Source organism: Hydrogenophaga taeniospiralis, from assembly GCF_020510445.1.
Classification (GTDB): domain Bacteria; phylum Pseudomonadota; class Gammaproteobacteria; order Burkholderiales; family Burkholderiaceae_C; genus Hydrogenophaga.
On sequence record NZ_JAHBAG010000001.1, the window covers coordinates 3,025,514 to 3,048,903 of the forward strand.

Sequence of the window (23,390 nt, forward strand, 5' to 3'; positions counted from 1 at the left end):
CGCTCAACGCCAGTGTTCGGCCAGCGCCGCCAGCACAGCGGTGCCGAAGCACAACTCGGCCCAGGCGCGACGGGCGCTGTGCGTGGCGAAGGCGCGCAGTGCTGCGAGCAGGTAGATCACGAAGGCGGGCAGGGTCGCGGTCATCGTTGCTTCTGCGCGGGTCCAGCCGGCGGCGTGTTGCAGCCCCAGGCCGAGCGCCGCCGTGAAGGCCAGTGTCAGCCCATAGCCACCGAAGCAGGCCGCCAGTGCGCGTGACATCGCCGACAACCGGCGCTGTTTCGCTGCGCGCAGGGGGACGGCTTGTCGTACCCCGGTTGTGGGCGAGGTGGTGTCGGGGGCGATGGACTGCGCGGGCATGGTGGCGAAAGGGGAGTGGAGACCAGAAACCACCGTGCAGCCCATGGGACGCAGTGGTTACGACATACATATGGTAACACGAATGATTCGCAAACACATTCCGAAATTTGTGGAAAATGAATGCCTGTGCCTGTGCCTGTGCCTGTGCCTGTGGTGGATTGGGCATGCCTGCCATCCAACAGCCTGTGCGGCGGTGTTGCCGGGGGCGATCACCTTCCTGCCGCAGAACGGAATCCTTCGAATGCTGCGTAGCAGCAAAAGCTATGCAGCCAATAAACACTATCAATGATGTTTGTTGATAGCGTATTGCTATAATTCACCCATGGCAACAGCCGTTGCGTCCTTTTCACCGTTTCCCTCAACCTCAATCTAGGAAAAACCATGTCCCTGATCAACACGCAAGTTCAGCCTTTCAAAGCCCAGGCCTTCCACAACGGCAAGTTCATTGAAGTCTCCGACGAAAGCCTCAAGGGCAAGTGGTCCGTGCTGATCTTCATGCCGGCCGCTTTCACCTTCAACTGCCCGACCGAAGTGGAAGACGCCGCCGACAACTACGCCGAATTCCAGAAGGCCGGTGCCGAGGTCTACATCGTCACGACCGACACCCACTTCTCGCACAAGGTCTGGCACGAAACCAGCCCAGCCGTGGGCAAGGCCAAGTTCCCGCTGGTGGGCGACCCCACCCACGCCCTGACCAACGCCTTCGGCGTGCACATCCCCGAAGAAGGCCTGGCCCTGCGCGGCACCTTCGTGATCAACCCCGACGGCGTGATCAAGACGATGGAAGTGCATTCCAACGAAATCGCCCGCGACGTCAAGGAAACCCTGCGCAAGCTCAAGGCCGCCCAGTACACCGCCGCCAACCCCGGCCAGGTGTGCCCGGCCAAGTGGAACGAAGGCGCCAAGACGATCGCTCCTTCCTTGGAACTCGTCGGAAAAATCTAAGCCCCCCTGCGCCGCGCCTTGCGGCGCGTCTTCCCCCCATGGGGACAACGCGAGCGGCCTGGCAAAGCCAGTTCCGCCGCGTTCTGGGCGAAGGCACTTCGCTCCACCATTGTTTCTGGCAGTACCGCTGCCTCATGGGCTTCCGTCACGAGCGGTGGCTCATGCACCAGCGGCATTGGTTCCGCACGTCCCGCTTTTCCGCTTCTTCAGGAGTCCACCATGCTTGACGCTACCCTAAAATCCCAGCTCCAGACCTACCTCGGCATGCTGCGCCAGCCGATCCGGCTGATTGCTTCACTGGATGACAGCGATACCGGCACCGAGATGCGCGGCCTGCTGGACGACATCGTTTCTTTGTCCGACAAGGTCACGCTGGACACCTCGGGCAACGATGCGCGCAAGCCGTCGTTCGTGGTGGCGCGTGACGGTGAAACTCAGGGCGTGCGCTTCGCTGGCCTGCCGCTGGGCCACGAGTTCACCTCGCTGGTGTTGGCCCTGCTCTGGACGGGTGGCCATCCGCCCAAGGTGGAGGCCGAGGTGATCGACTCGATCAAGGCCCTGGACGGTGACTTCAGCTTCGAGGTCTACATGTCCCTGACCTGCCACAACTGCCCGGACGTGGTGCAGGCCCTGTCGCTGATGGCGATCTTCAACCCCAAGGTCAAGACCGTGGTGATCGAAGGCGGCGCTTTCCAGCAAGAGGTGACCGAGCGCGAGATCATGGCCGTGCCCATGGTGTTCCTGAACGGCAAGGTCTTCGGTTCCGGCCGCATGTCGGTGGAGGAAATCGTGGCCAAGCTGGACACCAACGCCGGTGACCGCGACGCCGCCAGGCTCAACGCCAAGGACCCGTTCGACGTGTTGATCGTTGGCGGCGGCCCCGCCGGCGCGGCCGCTGCCGTGTACGCCGCCCGCAAGGGCATCCGCGTGGGCGTGGCGGCTGAGCGTTTCGGTGGCCAGGTGAACGACACCATGGCGATCGAGAACTACATCTCGGTGCTGGAAACCGACGGCCCCAAGTTCGCCGCCGCGCTCGAAGCCCAGGTGCGCCACTACGAGGTGGACATCATGAACCTGCAGCGCGCCGACAAGATCATCCCCGCGGAAGAGCCGGGCGGTCTGGTGCAGGTGCGGATGGCCAACGGCGGCGTGCTCCAGGCGCGCAGCGTGATCCTCTCCACCGGCGCGCGCTGGCGCAACGTCAACGTGCCCGGCGAACAGGAGTACAAGAACAAGGGCGTGGCCTACTGCCCGCATTGCGACGGCCCGCTGTTCAAGGGCAAGCGCACGGCGGTCATCGGCGGCGGCAACTCGGGTGTGGAAGCGGCCATCGACCTCGCCGGCATCGTGCAGCACGTGACCCTGGTCGAGTTCGCCGACCAGCTCAAGGCCGACGCTGTGCTGGTGAGCAAGCTGAAAAGCCTGCCCAACGTCACCATCCACGTGAACGCGCAGACCACCGAAATCATGGGTGCCGATGGCAAGGTCAACGGCCTGAAATACAAGGATCGTGCGACGAATCAAGAGCACCTGGTGCCGCTGGAAGGCGTGTTCGTGCAGATCGGCCTGGTGCCCAACACCGAATTCCTCAAAGGCACGGTCGAACTCAGCCGTTTCGGCGAGATCGTGGTGGACGCCAAGGGCCACACCAATGTGCCGGGCGTGTTCGCCGCCGGTGACTGCACCACGGTGCCGTACAAGCAGATCGTGATCGCCGCAGGCGAGGGCGCCAAGGCCGCGCTCAGCGCGTTTGACCACCTGATCCGCCAGCCGGTGGTGGCCGAGGCCGTGGCGGCCTGATCCGCCAGGCCGGGGCAGCGCAAAGGGCTTCGGGTATCCGAAGCCCTTTGTCGTTGAAGCCGGGAATCGGCGGCTCTCAGGCCCGGGCGTAGGCCTGCAACACGTCCAGCAGCTGGCGCACCGCCTGTGCCTCGGTGCCCTGTCGGCCCGCGAAGTGCCGCAGCACAAAGCCCGCCTGATCGACGACGGAGGCCCACATCCAGGCCGTGCCGGCCCGGCTGTGCAGGTCTTCGTACACCGACAGGATGTCCGGCAGGCGGGTGGCCAGGTTGCGCGCGGCCAGCGCTTCGTACATCGCCAGCTCGGGCAGCCCGACCACGCTCCAGAAGTCGGGGTCGTCGCGCCGCTTGCGCTCCAGGCTTTGCCGCAGGGCGGCGGTGTCGGCCGGGGTGAAACCTGGCCAGCCGCCCGCGTCGGTGTGGGCGATCAGCTCGGCCGCCATGCGGTTGAGCGCGGGGTAGAACCATTCGGCGTGGCCGGTCCGGCGCGCCAGGGCCTCGGCGCGGCCATAGTGCAGCGCCATCCGTTCGATGGCCTGCGCGGCCGGGGCCGGGCGCCCGGCCGCCGTCTCCAGCAGGTGCAGCCGCTTGTGCGCGGAGCCCAGCAGGCTTTCGCGTTCGATGGTGGGGCCGATGGCCACCAGCGCGTCGAGCTGCTCAAGCGCGGCCTGGATGTCGCGCCGCCCCTGGGCCATCAGCCGCTGTTGCGTGCGTGCCGACCGCCGCTGGCGGTGGGCCTGCTCCACCCGCTCCCAGGCCAGGCGCGCGCTCAGGTTGGCGAGCTGCTCGCCGGCCTTGACGGAGGCGCTGGCGTCGTTGGCGGCGAGCGCGCGGCGGTACCAGTGGATGGCGCGCTCGATGTCGTGCGCCGCCGCGCAGGCCACGCCAAAGGCCTCGGCCACCGCGCCCATGCCGCCCCATTCGACTTCAAAACGCGCTTCCAGGTAGCGGATCTTTTCGCGCTGGGACTCGGGCGCGGCGCCCTGGGTGCTGCTTTCCACGGCCAGCGTCTCCAGCGCCAGGGCCAGCGCCACTGGGGACGCGATGGCGGCGTAGGCCTGCCCCACCGGCGCTCGTGTCCGGTGGGTGTCGCGGTGGTCGGGTCGCCAGACCCACTCCGGGTCGCCGTAGCACTGGTAGGCGGCCCAGGTGTTGCCCTGGGGGCTGGCTTCGAAAGCCGCCACGCGCCCGGTGTGCACCGCGTCCATGAAGCGCTCGCCGCGCAGCAGCGCCTGGTAGAAGGCGATGGCGAAGCGGTTGGCGGCGTCGTCCTCCACCGCCCAGCCCGCCGCGACCACGCAGCGCACGCCGATGCGGATCAGCTGCTTGGCCACTCCTGCGGCGAAGGCGGCGCGGTCGTAGCCCTGCAGCAGGTGGTGTGGGTCGGCCGCGAGGTGGCAGCAGTTGAGGAACACCAGCTCGGGCACCACGCGCATCGCCTCCACCTCGCGCGGCCCCAGGAAGGTGCCGTCGCTCAGGACCACGCCGCGCAGCACCGGGGCCAGCCCCTCGCGCAGCAGCTCGGGCTCGCCGTGCCCGGCGATGTGCACGATGCGGTAGGGCCTTGCCAGCAGGGCGTTGGTGACGGTGGCCGCGTCGGCGCCCTGTTGGTTGTCGGGGGCGATGAGCGCGTGCACGCGGTCCGCGTCCAGGCCCGCCGGGCCCCCCAGCGCCTCCACCACCGCCCGTGCCTCGGCGCGGGCCGCGGGCAGCGGCGGGTAGAACGCGGGGTCGCACAGCGGCTCGCCGATCACCAGCACGGCGTCTTCGAGGCGCGCGTCGCTCACCTGGCCGCGAAAGCGCACGGTGCGCAGCTTGCGCAGCAGCTTGTTGCGGATGGTCCAGGGCCGGGTGGGGCCGCCGCGCCCGTCGTTCGGCGCGTCCAGCAGCTCCCAGGGGATGCCGGCCGTGCCGTCGTTGAGCTCGAGCAGCAGCTCGCTGCTGCCGCGCAGGCTGGCCTCCATTTCCACCGGCACCAGCAGTTGGAACAGCGTGCGGCCGATCTGCGGATCGCGGTTGGCCTCGTTCGAGGCCCGCCGCACCAGTTCGCTCACCAGCCGCGCCTGCGTGGCCTGCACGCGCGCTTCGGAGCGGGCACGCTGGGTGTCCAGGGTGTAGGTGATGATGGGTTCGCCCGCTTCGTTCTTCTCCGAGATGGCGCTGATGAAATCGTGGCCGGTGCCGCGGTAGCCGCTCTCCAGCGGGCGGCGCAGTGCGCCGAGGCCCGAGAGCACGGTGGGCGTGAGCGCGTAATGCTCGGGCGCCGACAGGGCCAGCAGGTGCAGGGCGTGCCAGGCTTCGGTGGCGCGGTCCAGGTACAGCTCGATCAGGCGCAGGTGGCCGACCTGCGGCCAACCATGGATGGCGAGTTTTTCGTTCGCCTCGCGCACGCCCTGCGCCACCGCCTGGGCCGCGGCCGCCGCCGTCACGCCCACGCCACCGCTGCCGATCAGCGTGGCGCACAGCTCGAACTGCGCGGCGGCGCTGCCGGGCGTTTCGGCCACGCGCTGGGCCCAGGCCAGGGTGGCCTGGCGCACCGTGTGGATCATGTCGGCGCCGCGCAGCTTGCCTTCTTCGCCCAGCCCGGCCACCACCACGTGGGGCGGGCGCGGCAGCGCCAGCGGGCTGTCGGGGTCCTGCCGGTGGTTGGTGAAGAACTGGTGCGAGCCCGGCGCCTCGGGGTACAGGCCCACCGCCAGCGAGGCCGACATGGCGCCGCCGATGAACTGGTCGACCACGCCCTCGGTGCCGGTCAGGGTGGACGCACCGTAGTGCCCGACCATCACCGTGGCGCTGATGAATTTGAGGTTGCCGTTGTGCACGCTGACGCGCAACGCGGCGCGCTGGGTGCGCACCGGGCGCGGCGCCTCATCGTCCAGGCGGAACACGTCGCTGGGGTCGGTGGGGGGCTGCAGCGGGCCGCTGCGCTGGCGCGACGGCCGGCTGCGCACCAGGGCCGCCGCCACCGCGCCGCCGCTGCGGGCGGTGGAGACCGGCGGCAGGCGCTGGGTGTCGCCGTGCTGGAGCAGTTCCCGGTAGGCCTCGAACGCGCCTTCGGCGTCGGCCAGGCCGCCGTGTTCGCAGTCCACCCGCCAGGCTTTCACGCCGGGCAGCAGCGCGCTGTCGAGCGTGACGCGGCCGTCGCCATCGTCCGGGGCGTCCAGGTACATCAGGCCTTCGCTGGCGCTGAGCTCAAAGCCGGCGGGCGTGAAGCGCGCACGGCCGACCACCACCAGCACCCGGTCGCGAAAACGCTCCAGCCCGCTGGCGCGCTGCTGGTCCAGGCGCTGGCGCAGGGCGATGGCCTGGTCGAGCACCGGTTGCGGCGGCACGCCCCAGCGGTAGATGTTGCGCTGGCTCTCGCCGTCGTGCCACCAGCTGGCGTCCCGCAGCAGGGCCATGTCCTGCTCGGCCAGGGCCTTCCAGCGCTCGCTGTGCCCCAGCCCGAGCGCGGCGTCGAGCAGGCCGGCCTGCAACTGGATGAAGCCGGGCATCGCGGCCATGATCTGGCGCGCCTGGTGGTCCTGGAACGGCAGGCCGAACGCGGCCAGCGCGTTGCCGAAGCTGTCGTCGCCCGAGAGGACCTGCATGGGAGCGAACGAGCCGCCGTTGGGCGTGCCCAGCATCAGCAGGCGCGATCCGGGCCGCTCCAGCCAGCGCTGCCACACCTCGGGCCGCTCCAGCTGCACGGTGCGGGCCACCAGCCCGCCCATGGAGTGCGCGAGCAGGTGCACCGGCTGGCCGGTGGCGCTGCGCGCGCTCAGGGCCTGGTCCATGGCATCGGCCAGGCGGCGGGCCTCGTGTTCGATCGGGCGGCGCCAGTCGAAGGAAAACTCGATCACCTCGTGGCTCTGCGAGAGGAATTCGGCCAGATCGTCGTAGCTGCGGCCCATGGCGCCGTCGGGCAGCACGTTGCGCGCGTCTTCGCGGTAGGCCAGCCGGCCCAGGCCGCCCAGGATGCGCAGGCTCAGCCAGACCCGCTTGCCGTCCACGCTGAGGTGGCTGCCCAGGATGCCGGGCAACAGGATCACCGCCGGGCGCGCGGCCGCGGGCTCGGACGGGGCCGTGCGTGGTACGCCGCGCAGGCCGTCGCTGGAACTGCCGGCCCACGACATCGGGCCGATGGGGCGAAAGCCCGCGGGTGTGTCCTGGGTCAGGCCGTTGCACACGGCCTCGGCGGTGCGCGGGTTGCTGAAGTAGCCAAAGTGCGTGACCTCGCCGCCCTGGTCCAGCAGGAAGCTGGCCGCGGCGTGGCCGCCGGCCGGCGCGCGCGGGCCGCCGCCGTACATGGAGCGGGTCTGTACCACGAGGTCGTTGTCGGTCCAGTAGAAGGCGTCGGCCAGCAGGGTCTTGACCCAGGTGGTGACGGAATCGCCCTCGATGTCGCCGGCCACCACGCGCAGCTGGCCGGGCAACGGGCCGTCACCGCCGTGCAGCCACTGCAGCAGCGGGCTCTGTGGCGTCATGGCCTCCAGCCCGGGCAGCAGCCCGGGGTCGGTGCGGTGGCTGGCCACTTCGGCCACGAAGTCGAGCAGGGCGGGCGCCACCGGGATGCCGGCGAGTTCCAGCGTCCACTTCAGCACCGACACATAGGCGTCCAGCCGCCGCGAGGCCAGCAGCGTGCCGCGCGCCGGGCAGGCCACGCGCACCACCCGCTCGATGCGGATGTCGCGCCCCTGGAGCTCGGTGGCCAGCTGGCGCAAGGCGGTCAGCTGCGCCTGGTGCGCGCCGCCCTTGAACGGCGCGAGCGAGGCTTCGGGCAGGCTGGGCTGGGCACAGGCCCGCGCCAGCACCTCGGCCACCAGGCCGCCACGCGAGTGGGTGAGCAGGTGCACGCGCGCGCCGTCGGGCAGGGTGCGCGCGAGCATCAGCGCGTTGTCGATCGGGCTGGCGGTGAGCGTGGGGTGGTCCAGCCCGTACACCCGCTGGCCGTAGTGCGCGAACAGCTCGCGCACCTTTTGCGGGTGTTGTTGCCACAGCTTGCCGAAGGTGCCGTGGGTTTCGGAAAACGTGCCGTGCAGCAGCACCAGCATGGGCTCGCCGGGCGCGGCGGCGGGCACGCGGTCGAGCTTGTGGCCGTTGCCCTTGAGCGGCGCGCCCAGGGCGTCGGCACTCAGTCTGTACACGCCGGGGTCCACCTGTTGGTCCAGCCGGGCCCCGATCCGGGCCGCCGCGAGCTCGCTCACGGGCCCGGTGAACAGGTCGGTCACCACCTCGATGCCCGAGAGCAGCACCTCACCCAGCCGCCCGCGCGTGGCGCCGGCCGTCTGCGCGCTCTGCCAGCCCAGCTGGACCGGGACCTCCACCTCGGTCGGCGCGTCGTCGGTCGTCTCGCCCGCGCGCGAGCGCGAGGCGCCGCGCACGGCGCTGCGGGTCAGGCCCGACTGCGCCAGCATCAGGTCGCGTGCGGTCTCGGGGTGCAGCATCAGCGAGGGGCCGTTGCCGATGTGCAGCACCACCGCGTCCAGGCCCGGGCGGGCCGTCATGCGCACGGTGTCGGCCCCGCTGCTGCGGCGCGCGCCCGGCTGCACCTTCTGAATGACCTGGCCGCTGCCTCCAAAGCCGCTGGGGATGGCCGGGCCCGGGTCGCCCCGCGTGGCGCCGTGGGTCTGCAGCGCCTGGCCGCGCACGATGAAGCTGAGGGGGGCCGCAGGGGCGGCGTTGACCGCGTCGGGTCCGGTGCGCCGTGGTCGGCCTGGAGGTTCTTCGGGGGTGGTGACGACTGCTTTGCGGGCCATGATGTCCTCCCCGGGGTCAAGGCTTCAAAACGTGCAATTCGTCACAAATTCTGTTCCTGTCGTTGGGGCGACGCCAAGCGCAAGTTGTAAGCGTTTGTCTCGCCCGCAGGGCTTTGGTGCACGCTGGAAAATGGCAAGGGCCGAAGGCACAACACCTTCGGCCCTTGGCCCTTCGCGTCAGAAGGGGGAGGTCAGTGGCCCGACGCGCCCGATGCGCCGATGCCGGTTTCCGAACGCACCTGCTGTGCCAGGAAGCCGCCACGGTCCACCTTGGCGCGCTGGCTGTTGTCCAGGATCGAGAACAGCCAGATGCCCACGAAGCCGATCGTCATGGAGAACAGGGCCGGCGAGGTGTAGGGGAACAGCGCCGAGCCCTTGGGGTTGCCCAGGGTCACTTCCCACACCGAGGGCGAGACCACGGTGAGCGCCACCGACGAGATCAGGCCCAGGAAACCACCGATCACCGCGCCCTTGGTGGTGCAGTCTTTCCACAGCACGCTCATGAACAGCACGGGGAAGTTGGCCGAGGCCGCGATGGCGAACGCCAGCGACACCATGAAGGCGATGTTCTGCTTCTCGAAGGCGATGCCCAGCACCACCGCGATGATGCCCAGCGCGATCGTTGTCGCCTTGGACACGCGCAGCTCCGAGGCGCTGTCGGCCTGGCCCTTCTTGATCACGGTGGCGTAGAGGTCGTGCGACACGGCCGAGGCGCCCGACAGCGTGAGGCCAGCCACCACCGCGAGGATGGTGGCGAAGGCCACGGCGGAGATGAAGCCCAGGAACACGTTGCCACCCACGGCGTTGGCCAGGTGAACCGCCGCCATGTTGTTGCCGCCCAGCAGGCCGCCCTTGGCGTCGAGGAACTGCGGGTTGATCAGCACGAAGGTGATGGCGCCGAAACCGATGATGAAGGTCAGCAGGTAGAAGTAGCCGATCCAGCCGGTGGCCCACATCACCGACTTGCGCGCTTCCTTGGCGCTGGGCACGGTGAAGAAGCGCATCAGGATGTGCGGCAGGCCGGCGGTGCCGAACATCAGCGCCATGCCGAAGCTGATGGCGGAGATCGGGTCCTTCACGAAGTTGCCCGGGCCCATGATGGACTGCCCCGCAGCGGTGGCGGCCTCGGCGATCTTGCCGTCCTTGAGGGCGAGGTCGGTCTTGATCTGCACCGCGCCGGCGAACATGGCCTCGGGGCTGAAGCCGAAGTGCCACAGCACCGACAGCGCCATGAAGGTCGCGCCGCCCAGCAACAGGCAGGCCTTGATGATTTGCACCCAGGTCGTGGCCGTCATGCCGCCGAACAGCACGTAGACCATCATCAGCGCGCCCACGATGATCACGGCGATGTAGTACTCCAGGCCGAACAGCAGCTTGATCAACTGGCCGGCACCGACCATCTGCGCGATCAGGTAGAACGCCACCACCACCAGCGTGCCCGAGGCCGCGAAGATGCGGATCGGGGTCTGGTTGAAGCGGAAGGCGGCCACGTCGGCGAAGGTGAACTTGCCCAGATTGCGCAGGCGCTCGGCCATCAGGAAGGTGATCACGGGCCAGCCCACCAGGAAACCGATGGAGTAGATCAGGCCGTCAAAACCGCTGGCCATCACGGCGGCGGAAATGCCCAGGAACGAAGCGGCCGACATGTAGTCACCCGCGATCGCCAGGCCGTTCTGGAAGCCGGTGATGCCGCCACCGGCGGTGTAGAAGTCCGAGGCCGACTTGGTCTTGGCGGCGGCCCATTTGGTGATGAACAGCGTGCCCACCACGAACAGGGCGAACATGCCGATGGCGGTCCAGTTCGTGGCTTGTTTCTCTGCCTGACCGAGGTCGGCACCCGCGGCCCAGGCGACGGCCGAGACGCCGAAGAGTGCGAGCAGGGTGAGCAGGCGGCGCAAGGAGTTTTGATCGGGCTTCATTTGTAGGCGGCCTTGGTCACTTCGTTGGAGAGATCGTCAAATTCGGTGTTGGCGCGTTTGACGTAGAAGGCGGTGATGACGATGGTGAAGACGATCACGCCGAAGCCGACGGGAATGCCAAGGGTCATGACACCGTCGCCCATCCTCTGGGACAGCAGCTCCTTGTTGAAGGCCACCAGCAGGATGAAGCCGTAGTACACGACCATCATCGCCAGGGTGAGCCACCAGCCGAAGCGGGATCGCTTGGCTTTGAGTTCTTGATATTTGGGATTGCTGGCAATCCGCTGGACCAGATCATCTTGCATGAATGATGTCTCCTGTTGTGGTTAAAGCAGGCCGCAGCGTATGGCCAGGTTCTTACCGCGCACTGACCGCAAACTGAACGGGGACTGACAAATTTGGTGATGTGTCGCTCCGGTTCTGTGGGCCTTTTTTTACGGTTTTTCCTCTGAAGAACTCGTGCGTCAAACGTGTCGGGGAGCGTGTTCTGCGCACCCCAAATCCCACCGTCGAAAGCGTGTAGGGATTTACCCTTGATTCCGGAGCACGGGCAATGTCATGCAATTTGTCTGTAAGGAGAAACCCAGAGAGTGCGTCTGCTGTGTCTTCCTTTGCACGAAGACATACGGCCCGGTGCGGATCCATCCGCCAAAGAAGGCAAATCCCCATTGCAAGGAGACGGATCTCATGACGACTGCAGCCGAAAGCAATGCAAAGGCCTATTGGTCAGCGACATTGGGATTGCTGGCCAGGGTCTTGCTCATCTGGTTCCTGGCTTCCTATGGCGCAGGCATCCTGTTCGCCGATGTCCTCAATGGCTTCAAGTTCGCTGGTTATCCCGTCGGGTTCTGGTTCGCCCAACAGGGCTCCATCTATGTGTTCATCGCGCTGATCTTCTATTACGCCAAGAAGATGGGCGACCTGGACCGCAAGTTCGGTGTTCAAGAAGACTGAACAGGGGGCCTGAAGCATGGACTTGCAAACCACCACCTATCTGATCGTCGGAACCAGTTTCGTGCTGTACCTCGGCATTGCCTTCTGGGCGCGTGCTGGCAGCGTGTCCGAGTTCTACGTTGCCGGCGGCGGGGTGCACCCCATCACCAACGGCATGGCCACCGCCGCCGACTGGATGTCGGCCGCGTCCTTCATCTCCATGGCCGGCCTGATCTCCCAAATGGGCTACGGCGGCGCCGTGTTCCTGATGGGCTGGACCGGTGGCTACGTGTTGCTGGCCATGCTGTTGGCGCCGTACCTGCGCAAGTTCGGCAAGTTCACCGTGCCGCAGTTCATTGGCGACCGCTTCTACTCGAAGACCGCCAGCACCGTGGCCGTGATCTGCCTGCTGAGCGCATCCACCACCTACATCATTGGTCAGATGACCGGTGTGGGCGTGGCGTTCTCGCGTTTCCTGAACGTGTCGAGCGACCATGGCATCTACATCGGCCAGGCCATCGTGTTTTTCTACGCGGTGTTTGGGGGCATGAAAGGCATCACCTACACCCAGGTGGCGCAGTACATCGTGCTGATCTTCGCGTACATCATTCCGGCCGTCTTCATTTCACTGAACCTGACGGGCAGCTTCCTGCCGCAGCTGGGTCTGGGCGCCAACGTGGCTGGAACGGACACGGCTCTGTTGGCCAAGCTGGACCAGGTTGTCACCGATCTCGGCTTCAACCAGTACACCACCAGCAGCGCCGGAAGCATGCTCAACATGTTCTTCTACACCGTGTCGCTGATGATCGGTACCGCCGGCCTGCCCCACGTCATCGTGCGTTTCTTCACCGTGCCGAAGGTGGCCGATGCCCGTGCCTCCGCCGGTTGGGCCCTGGTCTTCATCGCTCTGCTATACACCACCGCGCCCGCCGTGGGTGCCATGGCCAAGCTGAACCTGCACAGCACGGTCAACACGGCGGTGATGAGCAATGGCGACCTGCATGCCACCGAATCCAGCATCAAGAACGAAGACCGTCCGGACTGGATGAAGCGCTGGGAAAAGACCGGCCTGCTGAAGTGGGAAGACAAGAACGCCGACGGCCGCATCCAGTACTACAACGACGCGACCAAGAACGAAATTGCCAAGGCCAAGGCCGAAACCGCTGGCTGGAAAGGCAACGAGCTGTCCGTGAACGCCGACATCATCGTGCTGGCCAACCCGGAAATCGCGCTGCTGCCCAACTGGGTGATCGCACTGGTGGCCGCCGGCGGTATCGCGGCTGCGCTGTCCACCGCAGCGGGCCTGTTGATGGCCATTTCGTCGGCCGTGTCGCACGACCTGATCAAGAACGTGTTCAACCCGAACATCTCTGAAAAGGGCGAGTTGCTCGCGGGCAAGATCGCCATGGCGGTCGCCATCGTGCTGGCCGGCTGGCTGGGCCTGAACCCCCCGGGCTTCGCGGCAGGTACTGTCGCATTGGCCTTCGGTATCGCGGCTTCGTCGATCTTCCCGGCCATCATGATGGGCATCTTCAGCCGCACCATGAGCGACAAGGGCGCCATCGCCGGCATGTTGTCTGGTCTGCTGGTCACGCTGTTCTACGTGTTCGCCCACAAAGGCCTGTTCTTCGTCAAGGGCACGGACTTTGTCGACATGGTGGGCGGCGTCAACGGCTGGTTCGGCATCACGCCCGAGGCCGTGGGTACCGTGGGTGCCATCGTCAACTTCACCGTGGCCTTCCTGGTCAACAAGCTGACCGCTCCGGCGCCGAAACACATCCAGGAGCTCGTGGAGTCGATCCGTGTGCCCAAGGGTGCCGGCGCTGCAACCGGGCACTGAGCGCAACGGTTGATTTCGCAAAGGACTGGCCCGCCGGGCCTGTGTGCACCAGGATGCTGGAATGGACTTTGGTTTGAGCGTTTTCCCCGTACGCATCGTTTTTTTCCTGGCCTTGTTTCCCGTGGCCTTCTTCTGGTTGCGTCGAACCTGGCGCATCCTGATGAAACGGGACTTCTCGGAAGTGGCTTTGAAGAAGGGGCTTCCACCCGCCAACGCCGAGAAGTACGCGCCCTACGAGATGGCCATCAACGGGATCGCGGGGGTGGCGACGGTGGGCGTGATCGTGGCGGTGCTGCTGGGTCGGCTCGACTACGACACCTGGGTGGCCATCGCCGGCTCCACCCTTTGGATCAAACTGTTTGCGTCCTTCGCGCTGGGACGCCAGGCGCACGGACTGGGCCCGGGGCGCAAAGCAACCAAGCCCGATCAACCGGGTTGAGCGCACCCCGGCCCGGGGCTCAGTACTCCAGCCGCTCCGGGCGGATTTCCTGCAGGATGGTGGTGGCGATCTCCTCGATCGACTTGGTGGTCGTCGAGAGCCAGCGGATGCCCTCGCGGCGCATCATGCCTTCGGCCTCGCTGACCTCCATGCGGCAGTTCTCCAGGCTCGCGTAGCGCGAGTTGGGCCGGCGCTCGTTGCGGATCTCGGACAGGCGCTCGGGGGCGATCGTCAGGCCAAAGATCTTCTTGCGGTGCGGCACCAGGGCCGGCGGCAGCTTGCGGCGCTCGAAGTCTTCCGGAATCAGCGGGTAGTTGGAGGCCTTCAGACCGTGCTGCATGGCCAGGTAGAGCGAGGTCGGGGTCTTGCCGCTGCGGCTCACGCCGACCAGGATCACGTCCGAGCCGGCCAGATCGCGGTGGCTCTGGCCATCGTCGTGCAGGAGCGAGAAATTGATGGCCTCGATGCGGTCGTGGTATTCCTTGCTTTTGGATACATCCGAGAAACGGCCCACGCGGTGGTTCGACTTGATGCCCAGTTCGGCTTCCAGGGGTTCGACGAAGGTGCCGAACATGTCCAGGATCATGCCGTTGCAGTGTTCCTTGACGACGCGCAGCACGTCCATGTTCACCACGGTGGTGAACACCAGCGGGCGCCGGCCTTCGACCTCGGCCGTGTGGTTGATCTGGCGCACCGCCTGGTGGGCCTTGTCGACGCTGTCCTGGAAGGGCAGGCGCACGCGGCGCACCTGGGTCTCGAACTGGGCCAGGATGGCGTTGCCAAAGGTTTCGGCGGTGATGCCGGTGCCGTCGGAGACAAAAAAGACCGTTCTGGTGGGCATGGTGGGGTCGTGCGGATGGGGTGGCGGGACGGTTCAGACCGGGTTGCAGTGCGTTTCAGACCCGTCAGCTTGGGCGCGACGCCTGTCAGGGTGGCGCCCTACAATGTCGGGTTCGGGCCGTGGCGCCATTATCAATGCCGCCCGCCCGTCCGATTTCAGCCCATTGCCCGGCGACGGACCCATAACAGAACCACAGGTCAGGAGCGCGGCGCATGGAGCCCCCGGTTTTTTAACTTGAGCGGAGTCTATCCATGTCCAACCTGTTTTCCCCGACCGATCTGGTCGTGCCTTTCGAGCATCTGCGGATGAGCGACGTCGAATCCGTCGGCGGCAAGAATGCCAGCCTCGGCGAGATGATCTCGCAACTGCCCAGCGGCGTGAAGGTGCCCACCGGCTTTGCCACCACGGCACACGCCTTTCGCGAGTTCCTGAAGTACGACGGCCTGACCGACCGCATCAACGCGCGCCTGAACGCGCTCGACACCGAGGACGTGCGCGCCCTGGCCGAAGCCGGCGCCGAGATCCGGGCCATGGTGGAGAACCAGCCGTTCCCCGCCGATCTGGAAAAAGCCATCCGCGACGCCTTCGTCACCCTGGTGGGTGACAACGACAAGGCCACCTTTGCCGTGCGCTCGTCGGCCACCGCCGAAGACCTGCCCGACGCCTCGTTCGCCGGCCAGCAGGAAACCTTCCTCAACGTGCACGGCATCGACGAGGTGCTGCACAAGATGAAGGAGGTGTTCGCTTCGCTGTACAACGACCGCGCCATCAGCTACCGCGTGCACAAGGGCTTTGCCCACGCCGACGTGGCCCTGTCCGCCGGCGTGCAGCGCATGGTGCGCTCCGACACCGGCGCGGCCGGCGTGATGTTCACCATCGACACTGAATCGGGCTTCGAAGACGTGGTCTTCATCACCTCCAGCTACGGCCTGGGCGAGACGGTGGTGCAGGGCGCCGTGAACCCCGACGAGTTCTACGTGCACAAGCCCATGCTCAAGGCCGGCAAGCGCGCGCTGATCCGCCGCAACCTGGGCTCCAAGCTGATCCAGATGACCTTCAGCACGGCCGAAGAAAAGGCCCAGAGCGGCAAGCTGGTCAAGACCATCGACGTGCCGGTCGAGCAGCGCAACCGCTACAGCCTGACCGACGCCGACGTGGAACAACTCGCGCACTACGCGCTGGTGATCGAGCAGCACTACGGCCGCCCGATGGACATCGAGTGGGGCAAGGACGGTACCGACGGTCAGCTCTACATCCTGCAGGCGCGTCCCGAAACCGTGAAGAGCCAGAGCGCCGGCAAGACCGAGGTGCGCTACAAGCTCAAAGGCAAGGGCACCGTGCTGGCCTCGGGCCGCGCCATTGGCCAGAAGGTCGGTACCGGCCCGGTGCGCCTGGTGCACAACATCAGCGAGATGGACAAGGTTCAGCCCGGCGACGTGCTGGTGACCGACATGACCGATCCGAACTGGGAGCCGGTCATGAAACGCGCCAGTGCCATCGTGACCAACCGCGGTGGCCGCACCTGCCACGCGGCCATCATCGCGCGCGAGCTGGGCATCCCGGCCGTGGTGGGCTGTGGCGACGCCACCGAGACCCTCAAGGACGGCACCCTGGTGACCGTGAGCTGCGCCGAGGGCGACACTGGCCACATCTACGACGGCCTGCTCGAAACCGAGGTCACCGAAGTGCAGCGCGGCGAGATGCCCCCGCTGGACGTGAAGATCATGATGAACGTGGGCAACCCCCAGCTGGCCTTCGACTTCTGCCAGATCCCCAACGGCGGCGTGGGCCTGGCGCGGTTGGAATTCATCATCAACAACAACATCGGCGTGCACCCCAAGGCCATCCTGGACTACCCGCAGATCGACGCCGACCTGAAGAAGGCGGTGGAGTCGGTGGCCCGCGGCCACGCTTCGCCGCGCGCCTTCTACGTGGACAAGGTGGCCGAGGGCGTGGCCACCATCGCCGCGGCCTTCTGGCCCAAGCCGGTGATCGTGCGCCTGTCGGACTTCAAGTCCAACGAGTACCGCAAACTGGTCGGTGGCAGCCGCTACGAGCCCGATGAAGAAAACCCCATGCTGGGCTTTCGTGGCGCGGCACGCTACATCAGCGACGACTTCCGCGAAGCCTTCGCCATGGAATGCGAAGCCATCAAGCGCGTGCGCGAAGACATGGGCCTGAACAACGTGCAGGTGATGGTGCCTTTCGTGCGCACGCTGGGCCAGGCGCAGCGCGTGACCGAGCTGTTGGCCGAGAAGGGCTTGAAGCGCGGCGAGCACGACCTCAAGGTCATCATGATGTGCGAGATCCCGAGCAACGCGGTGCTGGCACACGACTTCCTGCGGTATTTCGACGGCTTCTCCATCGGTTCCAACGACCTGACCCAGCTCACCCTGGGCCTGGACCGCGATTCCGGCCTGGAGCTGCTGGCACACGACTTCGACGAACGCGACCCGGCCGTCAAGGCGTTGCTGAAGCTGGCCATCGGCGCCTGCAAGGCCGAGGGCAAGTACGTCGGCATCTGCGGTCAAGGCCCCAGTGACCACCCCGACTTCGCCCAGTGGCTGCGCGACGAGGGCATCAGCTCCATTTCGCTGAACCCCGACTCGGTGGTGGACACCTGGCAACTGCTGGCCTCGTCGGCGAAACCGGCGGCGTGACGGACCGCGCCAGAGGGCGCGAAACCATGACGCAGCGCGGCCGGCCCGCGTTGCGTTGAACCAGGCGGCAGGGTGCAGACCCTGCCGCCTTTTTTGCGCTTGTGTTCGTGCGCCGGTGTTTGTGCACCTCAGCGTAAGCGGTCGGTCAGTGCGTGGGGCACAATCGTCGGCGAGGAGCCGCGGCCAAGCACCGCACCCACCGCACGAGGAGACACGCATGTTTCAAGGTCTTGCCGCCCAGCGCCTGGTGGCCCTGTTTTTTGCCGGCTGGGCGCTGTTCAACTTTCCACTGCTGGCCCTCTGGGACCACGATGCCCGGGTGTTTGGCCTGCCGCTGTTTCCACTGGCGCTGTTCGTGGTCTGGGCGCTGCTGATCGCGGCCCTGGCCTGGGTGGTCGAACGCGACACCGACGCCAGCGCTGCCGGCTGACCCCAGCCAGGACCGGTCATGCTCTCCGCTCCCCTGGTCATTGGTGTCTCGTTTGCCTACCTGTTGCTGCTGTTCGCGGTGGCGCACTGGGCCGACCTGCGGGCCGCTCAGGGGCGCTCGGTCATCGCCAGCCCCTGGGTGTACGCGCTGTCGCTGGCGGTCTATTGCACCGCCTGGACCTACTTTGGCAGCGTGGGGCGGGCCGCCACCTCGGGGGTCTGGTTCCTGCCCACCTACCTCGGGCCCATGCTGGCCATGATCCTGGCCTGGATGGTGGTGCGCAAGATGATCCGCATCGCCAAGACCTGGCGCATCACCTCGATCGCCGACTTCATTGCCAGCCGCTACGGCAAGAGCCCGCTGCTGGCCGGGCTGGTGACGCTGATCACCGTGGTGGGCATCGTCCCCTACATCGCGCTGCAGCTCAAGGCCATCGCCAGCGGCTACGCGGTGCTGACCTCGCCCCTGGGCCAGCCCGCCGTGCAGAGCGCGCAATGGTGGACCGACAGCACGCTCTACCTGGCCGTTGCGCTGGCCGGGTTCACCATCGTCTTCGGTGCCCGGCACCTGGACAGCACCGAGCGCCACGAGGGCATGGTGGCCGCGATCGCGTTCGAGTCGGTGGTGAAGCTGATGGCCTTCCTGGCGATCGGCCTGTTCGTGAGCTTCGGCCTGTTCGGCAACCCGGCCCGGCTGTTTGACCAGGCCCTGGCGGTGGCCGAATTGCGCCGTCTGCTGCAATTCGGCCAGGGCCAGCCCTTTGCGTACGCGCAGTGGCTGGGCCACACGCTGCTGGCCATGCTGTCGGTGATCTTTCTGCCGCGGCAGTTCCAGATGATGGTGGTGGAAAACGTAGACGAGCGGCACCTGCGGCGCGCGGTCTGGGCGTTCCCGCTCTACCTGTTGCTCATCAACCTGTTTGTGCTGCCGATCGCCGTGGGTGGGCTGCTGCATTTTGGCCCCGGGCAGATGGACCCCGAGACCTTCGTGCTGTCGCTGCCGCTGTCGCAGGGCCACCATGCGCTGGCCCTGTTCGCCTTCGTCGGGGGCCTGTCCGCCGCCACCGGCATGGTGATCGTGGAGGCGATTGCGGTCTCTACCATGGTGTGCAACGACCTCGTGATGCCATTGCTGCTGCGCATGCGGCGCTTCGGCGCGCGCGCCAGCGGTGACCTCACCACGCTGCTGCTGACCATTCGCCGGCTGGCGATTCTGGGCATTCTGCTGTTGGGCTACCTGTATTTCCACCTCGCGGGCGAAGCCTACGCGCTGGTGAGCATCGGCCTCATCAGCTTCGCGGCGGTGGCGCAGTTCGCGCCGGCGATGCTGGGCGGCATGTACTGGAAGGGCGGTACGCAGGGCGGAGCGCTCACGGGCCTGCTGCTGGGGTTCGGTTTCTGGGCCTACACCCTGATGCTGCCTTCGCTGGCCAAGTCGGGCTGGCTGCCGGGCGACTTCCTGGTGCACGGGCTGTGGGGCCTTAACTGGCTCAAACCCGAGGCCTTCCTGGGCCTGGCCGGGCTGGACAACATCACGCACTCGCTGTTCTGGAGCCTGCTGGCCAATCTGGTGGGCTATGTGGGGGTCTCGCTGTGGCGCCCACCCTCGGCGCGCGAGACCAGCCAGGCCCTGTTGTTCGTGGACGTGTTTCACCGCGCCTCGGGTTCCCGCCCGGTGTTCTGGCAGGGCAAGGCCCAGGTGTCCGCGCTGTTGCCACTGGCCGGTCGGTTTCTGGGGGTGGAGACCGCGCGGCGCCTTTTCAACGAATACGCGCAAAGCGTGGGGGTGGGGCACATCGACCAGATTCCCGCCGACGCGCGGCTGGTGCATTTCGTGGAAACGCAGTTGGCCGGCGCCATCGGCAGCGCTTCGGCGCGGGTGATGGTGGCCTCGGTGGTGGAGGAGGAGGCGCTCAACCTGGACGACGTGATGCGCATCCTCGACGAGGCCTCGCAGTTGCGCGCCTACTCGCACGCGCTGGAAGACAAGTCGCGTTCGCTCGAACGCGCCACCAACGAGCTGCGCGAAGCGAACGAAAAACTCAAGAGCCTGGACCGGCTCAAGGACGATTTCATGTCGTCGGTGACGCACGAGCTGCGCACGCCCTTGACGTCGATCAGGGCCCTGTCGGAGCTGATGCGCGACGATGACCAAATGGACTTGGCTCAGCGCCAGCAGTTTCTGGGCATCATCGTGGCCGAGGCCGAGCGCCTGAGCCGCCTGGTGAACCAGGTGCTGGACATGGCCAAGATCGAGGCCGGGCACGCCGAGTGGCACAACACCGAGGTGGACATGTGCGAGCTGCTGGAGCAGGCCGCGGGCAGCATGGGCGAGACCTACCGCGAGCGGGGCGTGGTCCTCGAACTGCGTTTGCCCGCATCGGTGGCGCCGCTGTGGGCCGATCACGACCGCATCACCCAGGTGGTGCTCAACCTGTTGTCCAACGCGGCCAAGTACGCGCCGCGCGACAGCGGCCGGGTGGTGATGGGTCTGCGCGTGGTGGAAGGTGGTGTGGAGGTGGAGGTGCAGGACAACGGCCCGGGTATCGCGCTCGACCAGCAGACCATGGTGTTCGAGAAATTCCGCCAGGTGTCGGGCGACGAGCACTACCGCCCGGGCGGTACCGGGCTGGGCCTGCCCATCAGCCGCCAGATCGTGGAACACTTTGGTGGCCGCATGTGGCTGCAATCCAGCCCGGGGCAGGGCGCGCGCTTCGGCTTTTTCCTGCCGCGCACCGACCCCGCGCGCGAAACCGGATCAGACCCGATGGCGGCCCATGGGGCCGCCATCAACCTCACAGGAGCACAAGCATGAGCCAGAAAATACTGATCGCCGACGACGAGCCCAACATCCTGATTTCGCTCGAGTTCCTGATGAAGCGCGAAGGCTACGAGGTGGTGGTGGCGCGCGACGGGCAGGAGGCCATCGACGCCATCGTGCGCGAGCGCCCGGCGCTGGTGCTGCTGGACGTGATGATGCCGGTCAAGACCGGGTTCGACGTCTGCTGCGAAGTGCGGGTCCACGAGCTGGTGCGCGACACGCCCATCCTCATGCTCACCGCCAAGGGGCGCGACACCGACATCGCCAAGGGCCTCGCGCTGGGCGCCAATGCCTACATGACCAAGCCGTTTTCCACCAAGGAACTGGTGCAGAAGGTCAAGGCAATGCTTGGAGCTGCGGCATGAGCGCTGCCCGGCCGTTCCGAAGGCGCTCGGCCCCGCCGTGTGCGACACGGAGGGAGGTCCAGTGAGCGGTCATCGCAAGACCGACCGGCGGTTGTGGTGGCTGCTGGGGGTGGCGGCCGTGGTGTCCATCGCCTGGCTGCTGGCGACCTTCGGATTGGTGGGCGCGACCATGGACCCGCAGGACCGCGACACGGTGTGGGGTCTGCTGGAAAGCCGCCTGACGCTGATCTGCCTGACCTGGGGCGTTGGCATGGCCGCCATCGCCTGGGGGCTGATGCGCTGGTTCGACCACTGGGTCACGCCCTCGGTGCAACTGGCCGAAGAGGCGCAGGTGCTGCTGCGCACCGACGTCGTGCGCAACCTGCACCCCAAGGGCAACGTCGAGACCAAGGTGCTCGCCGACCTGTTCAACCAGCTCGTGGTCCAGCGCGAGGAGTTGCGCCGCCAGATGGACGCAAGGGTCAGCGAGGCGGCCCAGGGCATTGAGCAGGAGCGCTCGCGGCTGGCCGCGCTCATGTCCGAGCTCACGCAGAGCGTGGTGGTCTGCAACCTCGACGGGCGCATCCTGCTCTACAACAACCGCGCGCGCATGCAGTTCCGCGCGCTCTCGCAGGCGCCCGGGGTGGCCGGCGGGGCCGAACTGATCGGCCTGGGCCGCTCCATCTACAGTGTGTTCGACCGCAAGCTGGTGGCCCACGCGCTGGAAAACATCCAGCAGCGCATGCTGCGCGGCGCGGGCCAGCCCTCGGCCCAGTTCGTCACCACCACGGTGGCGGGCCAACTGCTGCGGGTGCAGATGGCGCCGGTGCGCTCGGTTCAGACCCAGATGATGGAGTCCGCCGCCGACCGCATCGAGCTCACCGGCTTCGTGCTGATGCTGGACAACATCACGCGCGACTACGAGGCCGAATCGGCCAAGGACCATGTGCTGCATGCGCTGACGGAGGGCAGCCGCTCGGCGCTGGCCAACATGCAGGCGGCGATCGACATGCTCGACTACCCCGACCTCGACGCCGCCATGCGCGAGCGCTTCCTGGGCGTGATCCGCGACGAAACGCGCTCGCTGAGCCAGCGCATCGCCGCGCTGGAATCGGGCTCGGCCGACAGCCTGAAGACCCGCTGGCCGCTGGAGGACATGCTGGGCGCCGACCTGGTGAACGCGGCCCTGCGCCGCATCGAGATCATCACCGGCCTGCCGGCTTCCAGCGTGGAAGTGGATGCCTCGCTGTGGCTCAAGGTGGAGAGCTTTTCGCTGCTGCAGGCGCTGGTGTACCTGACCGGGCGTCTGGCCGACGAGTTCGATGTGCGCTTCGTGCAACTGCGCCTGGGGGCGGCCAGCGGCAGCGCCGGCAAGGCCCAGCTGGACCTGATCTGGTCGGGCCAGGTGATGAGCACCGAGACGGTGATGAGCTGGGAGATGGACCCGATGAAGGTTGGGACCGAAGCCACGCGCCTGACCGTGCGCGACGTGGTCGAGCGCCACGGTGGCGCGTTCTGGTTCGAGCGCGAGCGCGTCCGCCACCAGGCCTTCTTCCGTTTCCTGCTGCCCCTGGCCAACCCGCAGGAGCAGGTGGACGCGGCCCTGTTCGTGAAGGGCGAGAGCCGCCCGGAGTACTACGACTTCGATCTGTTCAAGACCACCGAGCAGACGCGCACGCTGGACGATTGCAAGCTCGTCGATCTGGTCTACACCGTGTTCGACACCGAGACCACGGGGCTCAACCCGTCGGAGGGCGACGAGATCATCCAGATCGGCGCGACGCGCATCGTCAACGGCAAGCTGCTGCGCCAGGAATGCTTTGAACAGCTGGTGGACCCGAAGCGGTCGATCCCCGCCGCGTCGATTCCCATCCATGGCATCCAGCCCGGGATGGTGCTCGGCCAGCCCACCATCGATCAGGTGCTGCCCGCGTTTCACGCTTTCGCGCAGGACACCGTGCTGGTGGCGCACAACGCGGCGTTCGACATGCGTTTTCTGCAGCTCAAGGAAAAGCTCACGGGGCTGGTGTTCGACCACCCCGTGCTCGACACCCTGCTGCTCTCGGCGGTGATCCACCCCAACCAGGACTCACACCGTCTGGAAGCGATCGCCGAGCGTTTCAACGTCACCGTCATCGGGCGCCACACCGCCCTGGGCGATGCCATGGTCACGGCCGAGGTGTTCATGAGACTGATTCCCCTGCTGGCGGAAAAAGGCATCCACACCCTGGGCCAGGCGCGCGAGGCGGCGCAGAAGACGTATTACGCCCGACTCAAGTATTGACCCCCCCCCCGTGCCGCGCCTAAGGGCGCGTCACCCCCCAG

Annotated in this window: 16 protein-coding genes; 11 read left to right on the plus strand and 5 right to left on the minus strand. The window is 66.9% G+C overall.

Annotation, left to right across the window (positions count from 1 at the left end):
- Positions 1-3: 3 nt before the first annotated feature.
- Positions 4-258, minus strand: a complete 255-nt coding sequence (locus KIH07_RS14520) for an iron transporter (protein ID WP_226492651.1) — start codon at positions 256-258, stop codon at positions 4-6.
- A gap of 181 nt (positions 259-439) precedes the next feature.
- Between KIH07_RS14520 and KIH07_RS14525 the strand changes: the two genes are divergently transcribed.
- The 3 genes from KIH07_RS14525 (at position 440) to ahpF (ending at position 3,102) form a co-directional block, all read left to right on the plus strand.
- A complete protein-coding gene (locus tag KIH07_RS14525) occupies positions 440-646 on the plus strand; it encodes a hypothetical protein (RefSeq protein ID WP_226492652.1) in 207 nt (68 codons plus the stop codon).
- Between the two features lie 92 nt (positions 647-738).
- Positions 739-1,302 (plus strand): alkyl hydroperoxide reductase subunit C, encoded by a 564-nt coding sequence (ahpC, locus tag KIH07_RS14530; protein WP_068166484.1) that lies wholly within the window; start codon positions 739-741, stop codon positions 1,300-1,302.
- Positions 1,303-1,521: 219 nt separating this feature from the next.
- Entirely contained in the window at positions 1,522-3,102 is a 1,581-nt protein-coding gene (gene ahpF / locus KIH07_RS14535) for an alkyl hydroperoxide reductase subunit F (RefSeq protein ID WP_226492653.1), read from the plus strand.
- 76 nt (positions 3,103-3,178) lie between these two features.
- On the opposite strand, the gene KIH07_RS14540 is transcribed toward ahpF, so the two are convergent.
- From KIH07_RS14540 to KIH07_RS14550, 3 genes are all read right to left on the minus strand, one after another.
- Complete coding sequence (locus KIH07_RS14540; protein WP_226492654.1) at positions 3,179-8,839, minus strand: CHAT domain-containing protein; 5,661 nt, start codon at positions 8,837-8,839, stop codon at positions 3,179-3,181.
- A 191-nt stretch (positions 8,840-9,030) separates the two neighbouring features.
- A complete protein-coding gene (locus KIH07_RS14545; protein ID WP_226492655.1) occupies positions 9,031-10,758 on the minus strand; it encodes a cation acetate symporter in 1,728 nt (575 codons plus the stop codon).
- Positions 10,755-11,063, minus strand: coding sequence for a DUF485 domain-containing protein (locus KIH07_RS14550; protein WP_226492656.1), 309 nt, complete (start codon positions 11,061-11,063; stop codon positions 10,755-10,757). Before KIH07_RS14550 ends, KIH07_RS14545 begins: the two co-directional genes overlap by 4 nt.
- A 382-nt stretch (positions 11,064-11,445) precedes the next feature.
- On the opposite strand from KIH07_RS14550, the gene KIH07_RS14555 reads away from it, so the two are divergent.
- The 3 genes from KIH07_RS14555 to KIH07_RS14565 all read left to right on the plus strand — a co-directional run bounded on the left by KIH07_RS14555 (position 11,446) and on the right by KIH07_RS14565 (position 13,970).
- On the plus strand, positions 11,446-11,712 hold the full coding sequence (locus KIH07_RS14555; protein ID WP_226492657.1) for a DUF4212 domain-containing protein: 267 nt from the start codon (positions 11,446-11,448) through the stop codon (positions 11,710-11,712).
- A gap of 16 nt (positions 11,713-11,728) precedes the next feature.
- Entirely contained in the window at positions 11,729-13,531 is a 1,803-nt protein-coding gene (locus tag KIH07_RS14560; protein WP_226492658.1) for a sodium:solute symporter family protein, read from the plus strand.
- A gap of 61 nt (positions 13,532-13,592) precedes the next feature.
- The gene (locus KIH07_RS14565; protein WP_226492659.1) at positions 13,593-13,970 is read left to right on the plus strand and encodes a hypothetical protein; all 378 of its coding nucleotides are present in this window, start codon (positions 13,593-13,595) and stop codon (positions 13,968-13,970) included.
- A 19-nt stretch (positions 13,971-13,989) separates the two neighbouring features.
- Here KIH07_RS14565 and KIH07_RS14570 read toward each other — a convergent pair whose 3' ends face one another.
- Complete coding sequence (locus KIH07_RS14570) at positions 13,990-14,811, minus strand: pyruvate, water dikinase regulatory protein (protein WP_226492660.1); 822 nt, start codon at positions 14,809-14,811, stop codon at positions 13,990-13,992.
- Positions 14,812-15,062: 251 nt separating this feature from the next.
- Between KIH07_RS14570 and ppsA the strand changes: the two genes are divergently transcribed.
- From ppsA to KIH07_RS14595, 5 genes are all read left to right on the plus strand, one after another.
- Positions 15,063-17,471, plus strand: a complete 2,409-nt coding sequence (gene ppsA, locus KIH07_RS14575) for a phosphoenolpyruvate synthase (protein ID WP_226492661.1) — start codon at positions 15,063-15,065, stop codon at positions 17,469-17,471.
- A 217-nt stretch (positions 17,472-17,688) separates the two neighbouring features.
- Positions 17,689-17,901 carry a hypothetical protein gene (locus tag KIH07_RS14580; RefSeq protein ID WP_226492662.1) on the plus strand — a complete coding sequence of 71 codons (213 nt, stop codon included), beginning with the start codon at positions 17,689-17,691 and terminating at the stop codon, positions 17,899-17,901.
- A gap of 18 nt (positions 17,902-17,919) precedes the next feature.
- Positions 17,920-20,715: a sensor histidine kinase gene (locus tag KIH07_RS14585; protein ID WP_226492663.1), complete on the plus strand. Its 2,796-nt coding sequence runs from the start codon at positions 17,920-17,922 to the stop codon at positions 20,713-20,715.
- Positions 20,712-21,086 (plus strand): response regulator transcription factor, encoded by a 375-nt coding sequence (locus tag KIH07_RS14590; RefSeq protein WP_226492664.1) that lies wholly within the window; start codon positions 20,712-20,714, stop codon positions 21,084-21,086. The genes KIH07_RS14585 and KIH07_RS14590 overlap by 4 nt, the downstream gene beginning before the upstream one ends.
- A 61-nt stretch (positions 21,087-21,147) precedes the next feature.
- Positions 21,148-23,349, plus strand: a complete 2,202-nt coding sequence (locus tag KIH07_RS14595) for an exonuclease domain-containing protein (RefSeq protein WP_226492665.1) — start codon at positions 21,148-21,150, stop codon at positions 23,347-23,349.
- Positions 23,350-23,390 lie beyond the last annotated feature (41 nt).